Consider the following 16,644-nt stretch of genomic DNA (forward strand, 5'->3'; position numbering starts at 1 on the left):
GTCATAAAGTGGGTATTGCATCATACCTCAAATGTTTACCGCATCAGCCTTTCTAGGCAATGCCCACCTATGTAAAATTGCTGTTTGAGTTACTTAACTCGCACTTAGCGATGCTCTCAAAGAATAGCCAAAGAATCTAGACACCTGCTTTCGACATATGGGACATTTGTTGATATCTGGTTGATCTGGTGTCAGACCAATTGGCTGCCAAAAAATTTTACTAGTTCCACCTGGGGTAATTTCAACCTCCATGCGGTAACGAATCATCTTCTTGCAAACATAGCAGGGCTTTTCAGTGTATTGGAGCATACTGTAATCCTGTTGTAGCTGAATTGACACTTGATGACTGTGCCAGTACTTCAAATGGAAGCACTTATTTGTCAGCACTTAACAGAAGTATTATGCAAATTTTTTAATTATTTTTTAATAGTTCAATCTTTTGTGAATAAATACTCACTTTCCGATCTCGAAATCCCGCCGTCACCCTTCGAGTGAATCCTACGGATACGCTGCGCGAACGCCAGTTCAACGGCACAGAAACCGACACCACCGACTAGACCACCATAGAATGGTGCGACTAATCGAACATAGATGCGGAGCCGCTTGTCGTTAGACATCGCTTTTGTCAGTATTGAAAGACTATCAACTATTTTCTCTCTACAAAATAAGTGCTTTCCCTGGTAATAATATAAAGAATAGTTACTAGATAACCTTACTATGTACTCGATAGTGATAACTTCTTGAGCTTGATATATAAATCAGATTTAATTTTTGAAAAAACGACCTACTCTTCAAGCTTATGTATAAAAAAATCGCTATTCCTATTTTAAGTCTCACATTTGCAACATTCATGCCTAATATGGTAGTTGCTGAGACTGTGATGCAAAAAGTAGCCAGAACGGGGGTATTAACAGCTGGTACTAGTAGAGATGCAATGCCTTTTGCCTATGTGGATAGTCAAGGAAAGTTAAATGGCTATTCTGTAGATATGCTGACTTTGATTAAAGAGCAATTAGAAAAAGAGCTAGGAAAAAAAATTAAACTGCAATTAGTGGGTCTTAGTCCGTCTGAGCGGATTCCTAAAATAGTTAATCAACAAGTTGATATTGTCTGCGACGCTAGTAGCTTTACATGGCAGCGTGATAAAAAAGTAGACTTTTCTGTCAGCTACGGTGTGACTGGAACTCAATTATTAATCAAGAAAGGAAGTAATCTAGGTTCTCCTGAATCCCTGATTGGTAAACGAATTGGGGTGCTAGCAGGAACTACAAATGAGCAAGCGATCGCTCGTGTACAACCTCAAGCTAAACTGGTGTATTTTAAAACTAGGGCAGAGGGATACACTGCTTTGCAACAAGGCACTCTTGATGCTTTCTCATCCGATAGCATTCTTTTAGAAGCATGGCTGCAAAAGCAAAAAAATTCAGATGCTTTTGCGATCGTACCCGATCGCCCCTATTCACGAGAAGGTATCGCTTGCATGGTGCCTGAAAATAACTCCAAATTATTGGATACAGTTAACTATTCTCTTGTCAAGTTCATGCAAGGATTCGTCAATGGTAATCAACGATATGTCACGATTTTTGACCGTTGGTTTGGACCTCAAGGTACTGTAGCTCTCAACCGGGATTTACGTGATTTGGTAGTGGAAACTATGCAATTGGTTATAGAATTTCGTGAAGAAGTTCCCAAAAGTGACCTCTAGGCTTTCGCAAATGGCTAACTGCACGATCAAAGAATCCCTCAACAAATAGCCGAGGGATTTTCAATCAAATTAGAACCATCCTTCTTGTTCTAAAGTTTCGATTAGCTGCAAACCACGGGGGTCGCCTACACCTAATAATGAGGCTTTAGCGTCTTCTCTGACACCTAAATCTTGGTCTTCGGCAAAAGCTTGAATTAGAGCGTCGATCGCTGTGCCATAAACTATGTTAGATGGTAGTTCGCGGCACAACTGTCCAATTGCCCAGGCGGAGTTACTCCGCACCGGGGCTACTGGGTCTTTAACTAAGGCTTCGATTAGTGGTGGTATTGCGCCTATGATGGCTTCATAACTGACTTCTGCCATCTGTGCCAAGGCACTGGCAGCCCACAAACGCACTGCGGAAATATCAGTTCTTAAGGCGTCGGCTAGGGGTGCTAAAGAACGGCGATCGCGGCAATTTCCTAAAGCCCAAACCACACCTTTACGCACATAACCATTCCAATCCCGGTTCAGTTGAGCAATCAAAGGCTCTACTGCATCGTCACTGGGATTGCGCCCAATACCATAGGCTGCACTCACCCGCACTAAGGGGCAGGTATCAGTTAACAAACGGATGAGATGGGGTGTAGCACGTGCATCTTCAATGTCACAAAAAGCACGCGCTGCTAGCATTCGTTGCTGCGGCTGGGCATTTTCTAACAGAGCTAGCATCACTTCTGGATCGGGTTTTGCCACTTCTGATTCAGCAAGTGGTTCCATGCGATCTAAGGGGCTTTCTAGCTCCACTTCGATATCGAGTAGGCTTAGGTCGTCTTCGTCATACATAATAGTGCAAGAAGGCAGAAGGGCAGAAGAGGCAGTGCGTTCAGTCCCAGACTTGTGGCAACTGCCGTAGCAGAAGGGTGTAATGTTTATAAAAGCTGCTTTTTAGTCACATTTTAACTGCCTAAGCGTTTCTGCCAGACTGCACTAGTTTATTTTTCCATATTGAGTGATTTTACCATCCATAGGGATTGGGTTTGATAACCAAGTTGATTGTAAAGATTCAATGCTGCTTGGTTGGATTGAAATACTTGTAACCCAATCTGGCGATCGCCTCTTTGAGTTGCCCAATTTTCTATATATCTCATCAAAGCTGTACCAATACCTCGCCGCCGATGTTCTGGCACAACATAGAGAAGAAAGATGTGAGCATGACGGCTTCCTCCGACTTGATCTATGGCATTTCCTACCCACAGGCAAGCAACGGGAGAAGACGCAGAGACATGGTAAGACGGAGACACGGAGAGTTCTTTCCCTGCGTCCCCCCGTCCCCCCCTCTTTGTACCTTCTTCCCCTGCTTCCTCATCTACCCACCACAAAGGCGTATTACTAGAAAAGTATTGCTCGACTGTTTGGGCGAGATGGGAAAAATCCCCTTGCGGAAAAATATCCTGGTAACTTCGTTGCATGAACTTTACCAGTAGCGCCCGATCCAAGGCGGAGCCAAGGCGAATACTGTACCCTGGTAGCAGTTGCTCAGGCACTTTTGACACTAATTTGGGTTAGCTAATTGAGTTATGGGCTGGGACAATTAACCCTACTTCTTCAATTGGTGCAGGTGCAGCCATATCAGAAGGTAAAAAGATGCGGGCGCTGACTGCTACTAGGGCAAGGATAAATACTAGCACTACCAGCAAAGGAGCAATGTATTGACGAAAAATAGCCATATTTGGATAAGAAAAAGCTAGGTAGCTTTTTAAGAAACTAGCTGTAGATTTGTAAAGTTTTCTTGATTTATTTTAGCGATGTTCTGGCAATAACAAACAAAAGCTATCAGCGATCGCGAAGCACAGCCGTGTTAGCGTTGATCGCGATCCCAGTCTTCAATGACTTTCTCAACATACCAATTTTCCTCCATACCAGGATAATTTTGCTTGGCTTGCGCAATTAAGCGTTCAGCAGTGTCTATGTCACCATCTAATCTAGCAATCAGTCTATTTTTGAGATCGCTTTCATAAAGAAAGTCATCTGTCTGATTTGAAATTCCACTATTAAATGACTGTGACTGCTCTCTACGCAATTGCCAAAATAAAACATAGTACAGGGTACCAAAAATTAAAATCAGGCTGAGTGTTCCCAACAAAGTTAGTAGGTTAAAGCCTAGAAATCCTAATACTAACTGCGAGAGAACGTAGCCTAGTAGCAGGCCAGTCAGCAAGAGGATAAACGTCCCGACAATAATCACTACTTGGTTTCCCATACATCCTCATCTTCTTCTAATCCTGGTCTAGGAATTGCTACTGGCTTGGGGTTCCAGGGGGCAAAAAATGGTAACAACAGTAATCCTGGTAAAGCTGCTAGTGCTGTGAGCAGAAAGAATGTAGACCAGCCTGTGGCTTGGGCCCATACACCTGCGGGAGCCGTAAGGATATCTCTACTAAAACCTTGCAAACTGGAAAGTAAAGCGTACTGAGTCGCAGAAAAGCTAGGGTTACAAAGACTCATCAAAAATGCTACAAAAGCAGCTGTTTCTAAGCCAGCACAGAATTGTTCTATATTTACAGCAGCTATCATTAGATAGTAATTTTTACCTACAAGTGCTAATGCAAAGAAGGCTAGATTGCCGACAGCTTGAAGTATAGCGAAGATCCACAAAGAGCGATTAACACCAATTTTGGTCATTATTGCACCTGCTGCCAAGGTAGCAACAATGGTGGCAAAAATTCCTAAAGCTCCAGGAAATGCTATGTCGGATTGAGTGAAATGTAAGCCTTTATCTAACAAAAATGGGGTAGATACATTCTTCAATAGGGAATCTCCTAACTTGTAGATAACAATGAAAATTAGAATTAAAAGTGCTTGAAGTAAACCATTACGTTGGGTAAATTCCACAAAAGGTAATTTAACAGCAGCGTATAAAGTTTGAGGAGGTCGATTCTGTAAAACTGGTTCGGGTGCAAATACAGAACTTACCACGCCTACAAGCATTAATAGGGACATCAATAAGTACACTACTTGCCAAGGCATTCTATCTGCCAAAAACAAGGTGACATAACCTGTAACCAGAATGGCAATCCGATACCCCAATAGATAAATCGAAGCCCCAGCACCTCTTTCTTGGGCTTCAACTATATCAGTACGGTAAGCATCAACTAAAATGTCTTGACTGGCACTAAAAAAAGCAACGGCTACCGCAGCAATTACCAAAGGTTGCAGTCCTTGGGATGGATTTTGTAAAGCCATCGCAACGATACCTAATAGTAATGCTACTTGGGTAATCACTAGCCAGCCTCGACGTCGCCCCAAAAACGGGGGTACAAATCTATCAAGTAAAGGCGACCAGAGAAATTTTAGAGAATAAGGCAATTTTACTAGACTAAAAGCTGCGATCGCAGCCAAGCCAATTCCTTCTTTCGTCAACCAAGCTTGTAATGTCTGACTGGTTAGATATAACGGTAACCCAGATGAAAACCCCAAAAATAACAAAGCTCCCATCTTACGACTGCTAAAAACTTTTAGCAGCGACTGATTTACATTCATACTTGAAACTTCCTTCCTACCTCTTGTGATTTGCAGTTATCTTGCCATAGCTGCCGGATGATTTCACGCAAATATACAAAATAAGGAATAGGGAAGGGGGTATAGGGATAAGGTAACTAGTCATCAATATCCAATGCCCAATGCCCAAATTAAACTTGATAAACCTGATGCTCTCTAATTTCTACCCCATGTGCGGCAAGGCATTTTTTCCAACCTTCACGGGTGCCAATATCACTTTTTTGCTTGAGCAGCCCTAATTGCTGTTCTTGTTGGGTGAGTTTAGCAAATTCTTCGTAGCGCGGGTAGTTGGGTGTGACAAAGGTTTCTTTACGATGCAGAATTGGGGGATTTGCTCTGGTTTGGTAGTCGCGGTGAGTGATTTTTAAAGTAAGAAAGTCAATAATGATGCTGGCTTTTAAGGCGGGATGGGGATCAGTGTCGAAGTCGGGGTAAAACAGATAGCAGATTTGCGGTTTGTCGGTGCAATATTTAATTAAGGTGGCACCATCTACACGCCCAATGGTACGGCTGGCGCAACCTTCATAAATTCGCAGCAAAGCATCGAGTTCTGTAAGGGCAGAAACATGGACATATAAAGCACCACGGGTATGTTTGCCAATTTTGCTTTTTTCGCAGGCTGTTTGTACAACTCTAGGTTGACCTAAGCTAAAAAGTTTTTGGTCGGCGACTGCACAAGCTTCTTCATAACTTCCAAAAAAAGCTTTGATGTCGTGTCGCATTTCTGGAGCTAGCTTATGCCATGACGGACGTTGCTCGAAGTGGGTGAGGGCAAGATAAACTTGGATATCCAAAGAACGACGGTAGGCGATCGCATCCCATTCTGCTTCATCGGTAGCTTGTAATACTACACTAAAAGCACGGCGGAAGTTACCAAATTCACTCAGTAATTCCTGTTCATTGCTCAATTCACCTTTGACTGGTAATCTCCCGCGTTTGGTGAAAAAAGCCATCAATGGTGCGAGAAGTTCTTGGTAATCTTCAAACCGCTTGCTAGGGATGCGGATTCGTGGGGTAGAACTTCGAGAAAAGAAGCGAATAGCTTTGTAATTTTCTTTTTCAGTTTCATCTCGAAATACAAAGTAAACGCCTAAAGCCACGGGTACAGCATCTACATTCAGTACTTCATCAATGTAAGTTTTGAGTTCTTCTTGTTCGTAATATTTCTGAAAAGTATTGCGACGGGTAACAATGCCATCGCTGTAAGCTAATTGTGTCTTACTGGGAGCATTAATGAGAATTTGAGCAGCGACAATTAAGACTTTGCGGGTGAGTTCCCAAGCTTTAATTAAGCTTTCGCGCCGTTCCTGGGGGTCTTCTATAACGTTGAGGACATAACCCAAATTGACAACATCGGCGGCGGTAATTTGCTCATCGGGATAGTAGTATGGGTCCCAACCTGCGCTGGTGTAACCTAAGTTTGCCACACGCTGGACATCGCCACCGTAGCCGCAACCGTAATCAAAAAACGTAGTCTCTTGATTGATGATTGCCGATTCTATCGCCAATCGTACAGGGCGAGAGATGTCAATACGGGCGATCGCAGCTCGATGACGCTCAATTTCTACATAGCTCTCTACCATAAGAGCATTTCAAGATATTGAAAGGATTTAGGTGTGTTAGCAGCAGCATAACGCACCATGTTTTATATCCTGTCAATCTTTCAGTGCTAATTCAATTAAATCTTCAATTTTCTTGATATTTGGATCGCCAGCTAAGTAACCAATTCCCCGATGTAAATGCAGGCGAAATTGGGTGGCCAGGGTTTCTTTGTCGGTAAGATAGCCGTCGTTATGACAGCGTTGCTTCAAGGCTAGGAGGAGGATATCTGACATTTCGCCGCCAAAGACGCGCCAGGTCATTTCCACATTACTATCTTGGGGAATGGGTACGGGGGAAGGTGGAGTGGGTTCTGCAAGGGAACGACAAAATGCCCAACGGCATAATATATTCCATTGGTCAATTTTGGTGTTGCGGCGGAGTTTGAGTAGTTGGTCTTTGGCTGTTTGAGAAAGTTTTATTCTTTCGATTGGGGATTCCATAGGTTATTAAGTAACGAACAACAGAGGCGCAGAGAACACAGAGAAATAGAGTTACCAAAAATATCCAGGTTGTATAGTTGTTTGGCGAGTATTGGAGTTGTATTTGAGGAGATATTCGTGGGCGATCGCTTCATTTTCTCTCAGTGTCTCTACTTCTTTTTTACCAATTTCGGTGTCAGTAGAAAGCAAAATCACTTGATGGCTGGCGGCAGGAAAGTATTTCTCGACTAGGTTTTGGCGGTGAGAGGAGTCGAGTCTGCCGAGAGGCGTGTCTATTGCTACTGGTAGGCGGAGTCCAGAGACTTTGGCAAGTCCCCAAAGGAATGCGATCGCCAGAAGTTGTTTTTCCCCTGCTGACAGGCGATGTTTCGGGACAGGTTTACCATCAAAATCGAAAAGAGATAAGGCAAAGGTTTTGGTATCAATAGCGATGCGATAGACTAAATCAGATTTATGTAGTAGATAAAGGAAACAATTTTTTACCTCTTCTTCTAATTTATTAAGTTTTCTCAGAGTTAGTTTTTCTCGAAAAACTTTCAGCGTTTCTTGAACTTTAGCGGCTGAAGTAATAATATGTTCTCTATTTTTAGTATCAATATTTTTTTCGGTATAATCTTTTAATTCTTTTTTTGTCTGTTCTAGAGTATCTGTTAATTCAGCTAAGTGTTGGCGAGTCGTTTCATAAATAGCTTTAGCTTGAGCAACTTGGTTTTGTGCTTCTTCTACGGCATCACGCAGCTTTTGATAAGCTTCAGGTTCTGCTGCTGTTTGCACTTGTCTAGCTAAAACAATTAGTTCTTCTTCTAGATTTTTGAGATTAGATAATTGTTGTTTTGCCGAAGTTTTAGCATTTTTTACATGGTATATGAAATTATCTAATTGGCTTAAACTTTCCTCGTCAGCTAATAACCAAGGAGCTTCCACTTGAGAGTAATCTGTATATAAATTATCAACATCTTCAACTAAAAAAGACTGAATTTTATCAACCTGCTCTGAAGTAATTTTTAACTCACTGAGCCATTTAAGTAAACGTTTATCTCGCTCTAGTAAAACATCTCTGGCTAACTGTACTTGTTGATAGCGAAATTCTTTTGCTCCCTGTACTTGTACCTGACTCAGTAAATTAGGAATTAACGCCAATGGTAAAACATCAGCAGCTAAGTCACACATAGACTGTCTAATATTCTCGGCGGCGGTATTTCTTTCCATTTGTTGTTGTTCTAGCTGATTGCGTTCAGCCGCGATTTTGCCGCCTTCAGACACAAATTTATCTAAAGCTTCTCGCTGGATAATTTCTAATTCTTCAACTTGATTTTTGTAACTAGCTAACTTTTCTTCTATAACTTGATAATCTTCGTGTTGTTCTATTAACCTTTGTTCAATTTCCTCTAGGTCAGCTAAATCTTTAGTATCAGCAATTTCTTTACGTTTACGATTGACTAAAATTTCCAAGTCAACTGCTAATTTATCCGCCAACTCTAAACCTAAAAGTCCGCGAATAGCTTCAATCACAATTTGGGGTGGTGTTTCTTGTTCTGCAAGTTCTTTAACTTGTTCCCCGTCAAATAAAAATAAGTTAGAAATACCTAAAGGTAGAAGATTCTCTATATAGTCATCCCAAATATTCACTAGAGAATCAACAGGCCAGGTGTCATCATCGCCTAAAATTCCTAGTGCATCTTTACCGTCTTTAGGGTTTTTTTCCCAAGTTCTAACAATGCGATATTTTATTGGCTTATCGTCTTCAATATGTTCAAACAGTAATTCAATCCTAGTTTTTTCAGTAGGGTTAGCCTTACTATTAACGCATTGAGTTAAAAAATCTGCGTAGCTGAGATTACCACGAGTAGAGCATTGAGCACGTTGCCCATATAGAGCAAGGCGTATAGAATCCATAAGAGTAGTTTTTCCACCACCATTCATCCCACCTAGAAGAATAATTGGACGGGCATTTTCTCCACTTCTTGGGTCAAGTTTGATTACTTGTCTTCCAGCGTAGGGGCCAAAGTTTTGTAGAACTAGTTCAAGAAATATCATTGCAATTAGAGTGAAGATAAAATAATATTTTCGGCAAATTAAAATTGCCCAATATCATCTCTTTTTTGTAGTGTGGGCAATGCCCACACTACCATATTTTTCATTAATTGAAATCAAATCAGGTTGTCACAATATGCCTTGTTAATATACTCATGACTTCGCCAGGGTTAGGACTCGGTAATAGAGGACTCCATTCGTTGACTTGCGCAAAACCTAGTTTGTAGAGAGTGAGAATTGTGTTGTTGACGCCTGATTTAGTTCCAAAAATTACTACTTTTACAGACTCTCTTCCTGGCGTTGTTTCTTGAGAATTATCAGATGAAACAAGAGGTGTAGATGCTGGAAAGGCATCTGCCAAAAAGCTTTTCGTCATTGGGATTTACCTGTTTGTTGGTAAGATGCTCTGTTACCTAATGGCAACATTACTATTTTAAACCTTTAGTTACCCATCGGTAACATTTACTAGGTCATAAGCCTTTGACACAATCAAAGGCATGGGAAAAGCAGGAAAAGCGCTGAGACAGGTGTTAGACATTTATGGCATTAGCCAAAACAAGTTAGCAGTAACGATGGGAACAGGACGACCAAATGTTCACCGTTGGGTAAACGAGATTAGAGACCCTGTTGCCGATACTGTGCTAGAAATTCGGGATGCATTGAAAAAAATTAACCCAGTCGCAGCGCAGGAGTTTATCAGGCTTTACTTGGGAGACGCTGACGAAGATGAGAATCATCAGTAGGGGCACGGCATCCAAAGACTTGGGGTAAGATAGACAACTTATCGGTGCCGTGCCCCTACAATTGGGATGTTTTCATTTGAAAATCCTTTATGGCTTTGTCTGTTGATTTTTAAATTTCATGCTTGCCCATGTCTTTGTTTCAAGATCAGATTGTGTAACATTGGTTGTGTCCACTGGCGTATCTGGTGCGGTAAAGTCTGCTAAAGTTAGCTGCTTGACCTTTTCAACATCACCTTGTTCAACAGCTGTTTTCAAATCTCGTTTTAAATGAGCATTTTTCACTGCTTCATCTTTAGAACGGGAACTGGTAGCAAAGCATTTTTCTAAGGTGTCGTAAATTCCCACACGACGGGACATTTTCCGAAATTGGCGTTCTGTATCCAAAAGTTTCGCCATTAGTTCCAAGTGCATTGCATCATCTGCACAAATTTCTTCTAGTACAGCCCATTCATCGCTACCTAATAGACTCAGGTCAGCGCCAGGACGCGGATCTTTAAATTCTTCGCCAGTTACTTCTTGATAAATGCGGGGTAAGCTATCGTCAAATTCATGTTTTTCTTCTAGCCATATACGGCGAATAGCACTCAGTTCTTCTAAAGTTATTAAAGTAATATCGCGCATATTTTCTGGTGCTGTGTGACGGATTTGTGTTTGCGCTTCTAATAACCGTCTAAGCCAATGCTCACGCCAAAATTTGGTATAGGGACCAGGTATTGGCACAACGGAAGTTTCTCCGTTTTTAGTATGTTCAAATAGTTGGACATCACCCCAAATTCTTCTAAAATCTCTCTTTTCCCAGTCTTCTTTAATGTCTAGTTCATTACGAATATCAAGTAGAGGTTGCATCCATTCTTTCTCTTCATCATTCTGGATCATCGCCTCCATTGATTTATCCTGACTTACCAGTGTGCAAACCCAACAACCAAAACGGGAATCGCCACAACTAGGAGTAGAAGTATCAACAACTAGAGGACATTCATTATCTGCTGTTGCACCTCGATAAATATTAAATAAATCCTTGTTGTTACCGCCCCAAGGATTTGTCCATTGCATTAAGTAAAGCCATACTTCATCATTACGCCAATCTTCGATAGGAGTATAAACTAGTGAGTTGATTAAACTGGCTCTTGGACTGAGGCGATCGCGCACCCTTTTTTCTTCGTGTTTCTCCATTGTGGCTGCTCGTTTGGTACTTTCAGCCTTACGCATACCCAATACAAGAATTACTTCACCATTTTCTCGAACCATGTTGCGGATAAAAGTATTGGCAGGCTGAATTTTTAACCTCTCGGTACACCACCTAAAGCGTATACGGGGTGCAGGGTAACCTTTACCAATTAAGTTCACCCAAAAGGTATCTTTGACTGCGGGATAAAGCAGATGGGTTTCAAACGGCATTCCTTGTTCTTTTGCAGCAGATTGTAACTGCTGCATAGATTGACGAACCCAGGCTGCAACAATAGGATTTTCTACTTGAGTATCTGTAGTAATTACATGGATTGTTTTAGTTCTTTTTTCTGGCGGGAGAGGGGCGATCGCATTCCAAACAAGCTGTAAAACTGCGCTAGAATCTTTTCCCCAAGATACGCCTATAATCCAAGGTATTGCATCTAAACAATACAATTCTTGAATTTCAGTAGTTAGAGCTTGGATCTCTTCCACTAACTCTGCTACAGTACGTGTCTGCTGACCTTTATTTTCTGATTGTTGTGCTTCAGTCATTGCTCCCTACCTTTGGATATCTGGGCTTTACCTCATTTTTTCTATCTACGCAAATTGAATGAACGGGTTGCCAAAAAGTTTTTAAAAACTGCTCAACTAGTATCTAACTTTTTGGACAATATAGCTACACTACATAAATAAGTTTTTAAAAATTAACATGAGAGACACTGCATCTGATCCTACTGCCAATATTGTTAGAGAGTACCTAGACAGAGAAAACAAGGAAAAAGAAGTACTAGCATTACTTATAGAGAAATTTTTAGAGAAAAAAGACCAGATTCTCGTTCAAAAAACTGAAATGGGGGGTACAGAGGCTTATGTCGGGTCTGTAACTCTAGAATGGTTTGCGGGTCGGGTTCACTTCGCCTCTGGTTTACCCTTACTGCAAAAAAAATATAATCCCGAGACAGATAACATCGAAATTGACGCAGATAGCATTGACGAAATTCAACAGCGTCCCCTTGACTGGTCACGCCAAGCACCACTAGTTCAGTATTTAGCAGCAAGAAAAAACCATAAGTTTCCCCCAGTGTTAGTGGTAATTAATCAACCTTGGGTGGATAAACATAAAGCTGCTGAATGGGATAGCGAAGGACGTGCCAGAAACTCTACTACTAATTTTACACCTCTAGATAAAGATGGTAAGGTCGGCTTACTGAATGTTTCTGAGGAAACCGTAAGCATTTATGCACTTGATGGTCAACATCGGCTGATGGGAGTGCAGGGTTTAATAGAGTTAATTAAAACTGGCAAACTCCAGCGATATAAAAAAGATAAAACGGCTGATGATAGTTTTATCACGGTGTCAGATTTAATCGAACAATATCAAGTAGATCCTAATTATTTACAAAGTCTACCTAAGGAAAAAATTGGTATTGAATTTATTTGTGCGGTGAATGCTGGGGAAACTCGCACTGAAGCCAGGCGGAGAGTTAGGTCTGTTTTTGTTCATGTTAATCTGATGGCTGCACCCTTAACTAAAGGACAGTTAGCACAACTAAATGAAGATGATGGTTTTGCAATTGTGGCGCGAAAAATTGCAGTTACTCACTCACTTTTGGAACAAAAACAAAATCGTAACCCCCGCGTTAATTGGAATAGTGCAACAGTAGCAGCAAATTCTACGGTTTTGACAACTTTGCAAGCGTTACAAGATATGTCAGAGAGATATTTAGGTTATAAGTTTCCCCACTGGAAACCTTTTGAGAGAGGTCTAATTCCCATGCGTCCAGAAGATGAGGAAATTGAACAGGGAATTGCAGAATTCAGCAAACTTTTTGATAATTTGGCAAGCTTACCTAGTTATAAGATTTTGGAACACGAGGATACACCAATTTTAAGAAGGTTTAGCTTTGAAAAAGGCGGCGGTGAGGGAAATATGCTTTTCCGTCCTGTAGCGCAAGTGGCTTTGGCGCAAGCTTTGGGATTTTTGGTTTTTAAAAAAGGTTTGTCTCTAACCAGCATTTTTAAGAAATTACGAAAGTTTGACCAGCAAGGCGGTTTTACTGGTATGGAATATCCGCAGTCTCTTTGGTATGGCATTTTGTATGATCCTAATAAAAAGCGAGTACAGGTTTCAGGAAAGGAATTGGCAACCAAGTTATTAATTTATATTCTCGGTGGAATTCAGGATTCAATGGAACGTGCTGAACTTCGTAAGGCTTTGGCTAATGCTAGAACTGTAGAAAATAAAACTATAGGGTTTGATGGTGAGTTTGTTGAACCTAAAGAAGTTGGATTGCCAAATTTACTGTAATTTGATTCTTGATTAAATACATGAAATATTATCTAAGATTTTTTATCTATCCTTGATAATATTTCTGTAATTTAACTTTCAGGATTTTCATTCATAACTTCTTGCCTAAGCTTTTCAAAACGTTTTTCTAGTAAAGCTTTAAGCACTGCCTTTGCAATTTTTTGCTGTTTTTCTTCTGAAGCTAGCAATATATCTCTGTATTCGTACTCAATTGCCTCAACAGAAAGTAAATGATGATGCAAGAAATCTAGACTTTCTTGATTACCTTCAAGTGCTGATTGAAGTTCTAATTTTACAAAAGATGGGTGATCTGACCAATAGCGATTTGCTTTAGCAGAAATCCAAGAATAATTTAAAGGAGAGTTTATAGGATGATCATCATTTCTCTCTATTTTTTCTCCTGTAAATTTATACCACGAATTTACAGCATAAAGATGATCGGCTTGAAGATCATTACGACCAGCGTGAAGTGGAGTGCCACGCCTAAGTTCATGGTCATTCTCACTCTTATCTCTAAATTTAAAATCCGATAAACCATTCCTGAGAGTAAATGCAAGAATTGCTAAACCCATTGTTCTATTAGCAGATGTCATAAGTATATCTTTGGTAGAGTAACCATCTGCATCACATATCATTTCAAAACGATTTCCTAATTTTCCATTAGACCCTACTATAGGAATCTCAGTAAAACGGCTTCTTTCATCACATCCTTCATAACTTAGATCGGAAACTTCGTCCCATTTGATTGTTGGTTTAGATAAATATGCTAACAATCTTGGAATATCTGCCAAAACTCGCTTGTCTATGGAAGAGTGAGCTTTTTGATAAGCACCGCCAAAAATAGAACCCCAATACCACCACTGGATTTTTTTCATTAAAGTACCAGATGGATCTTGATACAACTTATTCCATACAGAGTCAGTTAGTACTGTTGCTAACACCAGATCCATCTGGCGATATGGAAAATATGATAATTTGGGAAACCCAAGCCTTGCTTTTATGAATAAGTAAGCACGTAGCAGTTGTTTAGCTGCTTGTTCTTGAATTTTTTGAACTGTCTGACGAGATAAGTTAAGGATAAGTTTATCTGAATATCCCCAATCTTCAAGTTGCAAAATCGAACGGGCTGCTTCTTGAGCATTGGAAAAACTAGAAAGCGGATTAGTTCTAGTTGACCAATCATCACCTAAAGCTTCTGATAACTTTGCATGTAATACAATTGTTTGTGCAAAAGATCGAGCAATAGATTCTGGAAACTTGAAACCTCTAACTACTTGTTCAGCCTCTTCATTTTTTTCACCGAGAAAATCACCTATATTCCAAAAACTATCTATACCATCTACTCTTGCAGGTTCTGGTAAAAGTTTTATATACTTTTTAAAATCTTTCAGACTTTGAGAACAAGCTGACTTCATTATATCTCTAAGGCTAGACTCTGTTGTTGTAGTCTTAGCCACTAATAAATCAAAAGTTTCTAATTCAACACCACCCATATTAATTACTGAAAAAATACCTGAGAGCCGATTAAATTCTTTTGATGGTACTTCCAGTACTGGGAATTGGAAATTTATAAGATTATCTAGCATTCTCTCAATTGTTGCTTTCCAACTTGAAAAACTTCGTCTCAGCTTTTTCCATTCTTCGTCATACTTTTTTTGGTCAATTACATTAGTTTGTAAACTCTCTTTTAGCTTTTTGCCTTCCTGAGTTTTGCCAATAATAATGTCTTGTCTTTCATCGAACAAATCTATTAGAAAATTAGCAGGATCAAACTGAAGAGACTTATCATCATCATTTTCAATATATAATTTGTCTAAAGGAAGATAAATTCCTTCCTCTATGCCAGCTTGTTTTTGTAATTCTTTAACAGTACAAAAATCAGCTAAATCTGATTCACTTTTTTCATAATAGAAAGGACTAATTTTATCAGTTTTTTTGTACTTTATATAGACAAATGCTTCGCAAACCTCTTCGTGCTGCATTTCACGAATATTTGGCCATTTTAAATCAACTAATCCAAGTTTATTAAGATTCAAAAACCATCTTAGTCTATAATTTCTATTAAGTTCACTGCCATCAGCGAAGTGATATGTTGTACCAAAAATAAGGTCAAGAGCAGTTAACCTCTGTTGTCCATCTAAAAGATAATCACAAGAATAAGGTTCACCTTTTTGTAAGTATTGTGTTGCTTTTAACCCCTCAACTTCTTTCAAATTTAGATTTGCTTTTTTTAAAAAAATGTCACGTAAAGCCTTCTCAGGTATAGATAAAGGCTTATTAACAGACATAGTTCTACTGTCAGCTTCTGTACCAATTAGAGCTTGACCAACAGGATACTCTAATACTATGGAAGCTAGAAGAGACTGCCAACGTTCTGGATTCCAGACAAATGGACGTTGAAAGTTAGGTAATAGTAGCTCTCCTTTACGCAATGAATACAGTAGTTGTCCAAGAGTTTTTGACATTATTAAATCCTTAAAAATTAAAAATTAAATAGATTAAGTAGTTATTGTATATATTTCATTGAAGAGTATGTTTTAAAATAAAAATCTACTTAGATCGAATTCTGCTTGTTGGTCTTGCTGGAATCTTGCGGAACTTAGAACTAACAGCAGCCTCTCTGAGTAATCTACTGCTCCTCGCATCTCATTTTGTAATATTTCTAGACCACCATTAGCATATTCTTCAAATAACCTAAGGCGTTGATTTTCATATTTTTCATTATCTACAGATAAAATATCAAGCTCTTTCTCTTCAACAATTGCTAATAATTTAATGATTTGGTCATATCCCTTAATCAGAAAATGCTCTTGTCCTATGGGTGATGGTTCTCGTTTAGAAATTTCTCCTAAGGGTACGCGCTTTTTATGCTTTGCACCCAAAGCAGCAGCAAAGACAATCACATCAGCAAAGGTTTGAAAAGGCCCTGTACCACCATCTGAAGAGGTTAATGCTTTCACTAAATCTGCTTTGTCTTTAGCTACCCTGATTCTGCCCGTTTCTGCCATGACTTAAATAACAAATTTGTGGATATTGTAACCGAAAGCTAGAGCGATCGCCCCATAGTCACATCATTTTATACTCAGTAAAAGAGCGATCGCA

General features: G+C 39.9%; 16 protein-coding genes. 3 read left to right on the plus strand and 13 right to left on the minus strand.

Going from position 1 to position 16,644, the window contains the following annotated elements:
- Positions 1-93: 93 nt before the first annotated feature.
- Positions 94-309 carry a hypothetical protein gene (locus BV375_RS35785; protein WP_143842008.1) on the minus strand — a complete coding sequence of 72 codons (216 nt, stop codon included), beginning with the start codon at positions 307-309 and terminating at the stop codon, positions 94-96.
- 490 nt (positions 310-799) lie between these two features.
- On the opposite strand from BV375_RS35785, the gene BV375_RS05740 reads away from it, so the two are divergent.
- A complete protein-coding gene (locus BV375_RS05740) occupies positions 800-1,705 on the plus strand; it encodes an amino acid ABC transporter substrate-binding protein (RefSeq protein ID WP_086758213.1) in 906 nt (301 codons plus the stop codon).
- Positions 1,706-1,774: 69 nt separating this feature from the next.
- Here BV375_RS05740 and BV375_RS05745 read toward each other — a convergent pair whose 3' ends face one another.
- From BV375_RS05745 to BV375_RS05780, 9 genes are all read right to left on the minus strand, one after another.
- Positions 1,775-2,530, minus strand: coding sequence for a HEAT repeat domain-containing protein (locus tag BV375_RS05745; protein ID WP_086758215.1), 756 nt, complete (start codon positions 2,528-2,530; stop codon positions 1,775-1,777).
- 149 nt (positions 2,531-2,679) lie between these two features.
- Positions 2,680-3,231 carry a GNAT family N-acetyltransferase gene (locus BV375_RS05750; protein WP_086758217.1) on the minus strand — a complete coding sequence of 184 codons (552 nt, stop codon included), beginning with the start codon at positions 3,229-3,231 and terminating at the stop codon, positions 2,680-2,682.
- Positions 3,232-3,249: 18 nt separating this feature from the next.
- Positions 3,250-3,414 (minus strand): hypothetical protein, encoded by a 165-nt coding sequence (locus BV375_RS36590; protein WP_166507383.1) that lies wholly within the window; start codon positions 3,412-3,414, stop codon positions 3,250-3,252.
- A 131-nt stretch (positions 3,415-3,545) separates the two neighbouring features.
- Positions 3,546-3,947 carry an ABC transporter permease gene (locus tag BV375_RS05755; RefSeq protein ID WP_086758219.1) on the minus strand — a complete coding sequence of 134 codons (402 nt, stop codon included), beginning with the start codon at positions 3,945-3,947 and terminating at the stop codon, positions 3,546-3,548.
- Positions 3,932-5,227 (minus strand): AmpG family muropeptide MFS transporter, encoded by a 1,296-nt coding sequence (locus BV375_RS05760; protein WP_086758221.1) that lies wholly within the window; start codon positions 5,225-5,227, stop codon positions 3,932-3,934. The genes BV375_RS05755 and BV375_RS05760 overlap by 16 nt, the downstream gene beginning before the upstream one ends.
- Positions 5,228-5,376: 149 nt before the next feature.
- On the minus strand, positions 5,377-6,828 hold the full coding sequence (locus BV375_RS05765) for a DNA phosphorothioation-associated putative methyltransferase (RefSeq protein ID WP_086758223.1): 1,452 nt from the start codon (positions 6,826-6,828) through the stop codon (positions 5,377-5,379).
- A 72-nt stretch (positions 6,829-6,900) separates the two neighbouring features.
- Positions 6,901-7,287, minus strand: a complete 387-nt coding sequence (gene dndE, locus BV375_RS05770; RefSeq protein WP_086758225.1) for a DNA sulfur modification protein DndE — start codon at positions 7,285-7,287, stop codon at positions 6,901-6,903.
- Between the two features lie 51 nt (positions 7,288-7,338).
- On the minus strand, positions 7,339-9,324 hold the full coding sequence (gene dndD / locus BV375_RS05775; protein WP_086758227.1) for a DNA sulfur modification protein DndD: 1,986 nt from the start codon (positions 9,322-9,324) through the stop codon (positions 7,339-7,341).
- A 118-nt stretch (positions 9,325-9,442) separates the two neighbouring features.
- Positions 9,443-9,697, minus strand: coding sequence for a hypothetical protein (locus BV375_RS05780; RefSeq protein ID WP_086758229.1), 255 nt, complete (start codon positions 9,695-9,697; stop codon positions 9,443-9,445).
- A 121-nt stretch (positions 9,698-9,818) separates the two neighbouring features.
- On the opposite strand from BV375_RS05780, the gene BV375_RS05785 reads away from it, so the two are divergent.
- Positions 9,819-10,064, plus strand: coding sequence for a helix-turn-helix transcriptional regulator (locus BV375_RS05785; protein ID WP_086758231.1), 246 nt, complete (start codon positions 9,819-9,821; stop codon positions 10,062-10,064).
- An 87-nt stretch (positions 10,065-10,151) separates the two neighbouring features.
- Here BV375_RS05785 and dndC read toward each other — a convergent pair whose 3' ends face one another.
- Positions 10,152-11,786, minus strand: a complete 1,635-nt coding sequence (gene dndC / locus BV375_RS05790) for a DNA phosphorothioation system sulfurtransferase DndC (RefSeq protein WP_086758233.1) — start codon at positions 11,784-11,786, stop codon at positions 10,152-10,154.
- Between the two features lie 157 nt (positions 11,787-11,943).
- Here dndC and BV375_RS05795 point away from each other — a divergent pair, with 157 nt between their 5' ends.
- Positions 11,944-13,542 (plus strand): DGQHR domain-containing protein, encoded by a 1,599-nt coding sequence (locus tag BV375_RS05795; protein ID WP_086758235.1) that lies wholly within the window; start codon positions 11,944-11,946, stop codon positions 13,540-13,542.
- 71 nt (positions 13,543-13,613) lie between these two features.
- Here BV375_RS05795 and BV375_RS05800 read toward each other — a convergent pair whose 3' ends face one another.
- The gene (locus BV375_RS05800) at positions 13,614-16,007 is read right to left on the minus strand and encodes a DUF262 domain-containing protein (protein WP_086758237.1); all 2,394 of its coding nucleotides are present in this window, start codon (positions 16,005-16,007) and stop codon (positions 13,614-13,616) included.
- A 72-nt stretch (positions 16,008-16,079) separates the two neighbouring features.
- Positions 16,080-16,550: a DNA phosphorothioation-associated protein 4 gene (locus tag BV375_RS05805; protein WP_086758239.1), complete on the minus strand. Its 471-nt coding sequence runs from the start codon at positions 16,548-16,550 to the stop codon at positions 16,080-16,082.
- Between the last annotated feature and the right edge of the window lie 94 nt (positions 16,551-16,644).

Source organism: Nostoc sp. 106C, from assembly GCF_002154725.1.
Classification (GTDB): Bacteria; Cyanobacteriota; Cyanobacteriia; order Cyanobacteriales; family Nostocaceae; genus Aulosira.

What these genes read in the sequence shown, in the direction of transcription:
- BV375_RS35785 (WP_143842008.1), bottom strand. Translation starts at nt 309, where the DNA reads ATGCTCCAATACACTGAAAAGCCCTGCTATGTTTGCAAGAAGATGATT.
- BV375_RS05740 (WP_086758213.1), top strand. Translation starts at nt 800, where the DNA reads ATGTATAAAAAAATCGCTATTCCTATTTTAAGTCTCACATTTGCAACA.
- BV375_RS05745 (WP_086758215.1), bottom strand. Translation starts at nt 2,530, where the DNA reads ATGTATGACGAAGACGACCTAAGCCTACTCGATATCGAAGTGGAGCTA.
- BV375_RS36590 (WP_166507383.1), bottom strand. Translation starts at nt 3,414, where the DNA reads ATGGCTATTTTTCGTCAATACATTGCTCCTTTGCTGGTAGTGCTAGTA.
- BV375_RS05755 (WP_086758219.1), bottom strand. Translation starts at nt 3,947, where the DNA reads ATGGGAAACCAAGTAGTGATTATTGTCGGGACGTTTATCCTCTTGCTG.
- BV375_RS05760 (WP_086758221.1), bottom strand. Translation starts at nt 5,227, where the DNA reads ATGAATGTAAATCAGTCGCTGCTAAAAGTTTTTAGCAGTCGTAAGATG.
- BV375_RS05765 (WP_086758223.1), bottom strand. Translation starts at nt 6,828, where the DNA reads ATGGTAGAGAGCTATGTAGAAATTGAGCGTCATCGAGCTGCGATCGCC.
- dndE (WP_086758225.1), bottom strand. Translation starts at nt 7,287, where the DNA reads ATGGAATCCCCAATCGAAAGAATAAAACTTTCTCAAACAGCCAAAGAC.
- dndD (WP_086758227.1), bottom strand. Translation starts at nt 9,324, where the DNA reads ATGATATTTCTTGAACTAGTTCTACAAAACTTTGGCCCCTACGCTGGA.
- BV375_RS05780 (WP_086758229.1), bottom strand. Translation starts at nt 9,697, where the DNA reads ATGACGAAAAGCTTTTTGGCAGATGCCTTTCCAGCATCTACACCTCTT.
- BV375_RS05785 (WP_086758231.1), top strand. Translation starts at nt 9,819, where the DNA reads ATGGGAAAAGCAGGAAAAGCGCTGAGACAGGTGTTAGACATTTATGGC.
- dndC (WP_086758233.1), bottom strand. Translation starts at nt 11,786, where the DNA reads ATGACTGAAGCACAACAATCAGAAAATAAAGGTCAGCAGACACGTACT.
- BV375_RS05795 (WP_086758235.1), top strand. Translation starts at nt 11,944, where the DNA reads ATGAGAGACACTGCATCTGATCCTACTGCCAATATTGTTAGAGAGTAC.
- BV375_RS05800 (WP_086758237.1), bottom strand. Translation starts at nt 16,007, where the DNA reads ATGTCAAAAACTCTTGGACAACTACTGTATTCATTGCGTAAAGGAGAG.
- BV375_RS05805 (WP_086758239.1), bottom strand. Translation starts at nt 16,550, where the DNA reads ATGGCAGAAACGGGCAGAATCAGGGTAGCTAAAGACAAAGCAGATTTA.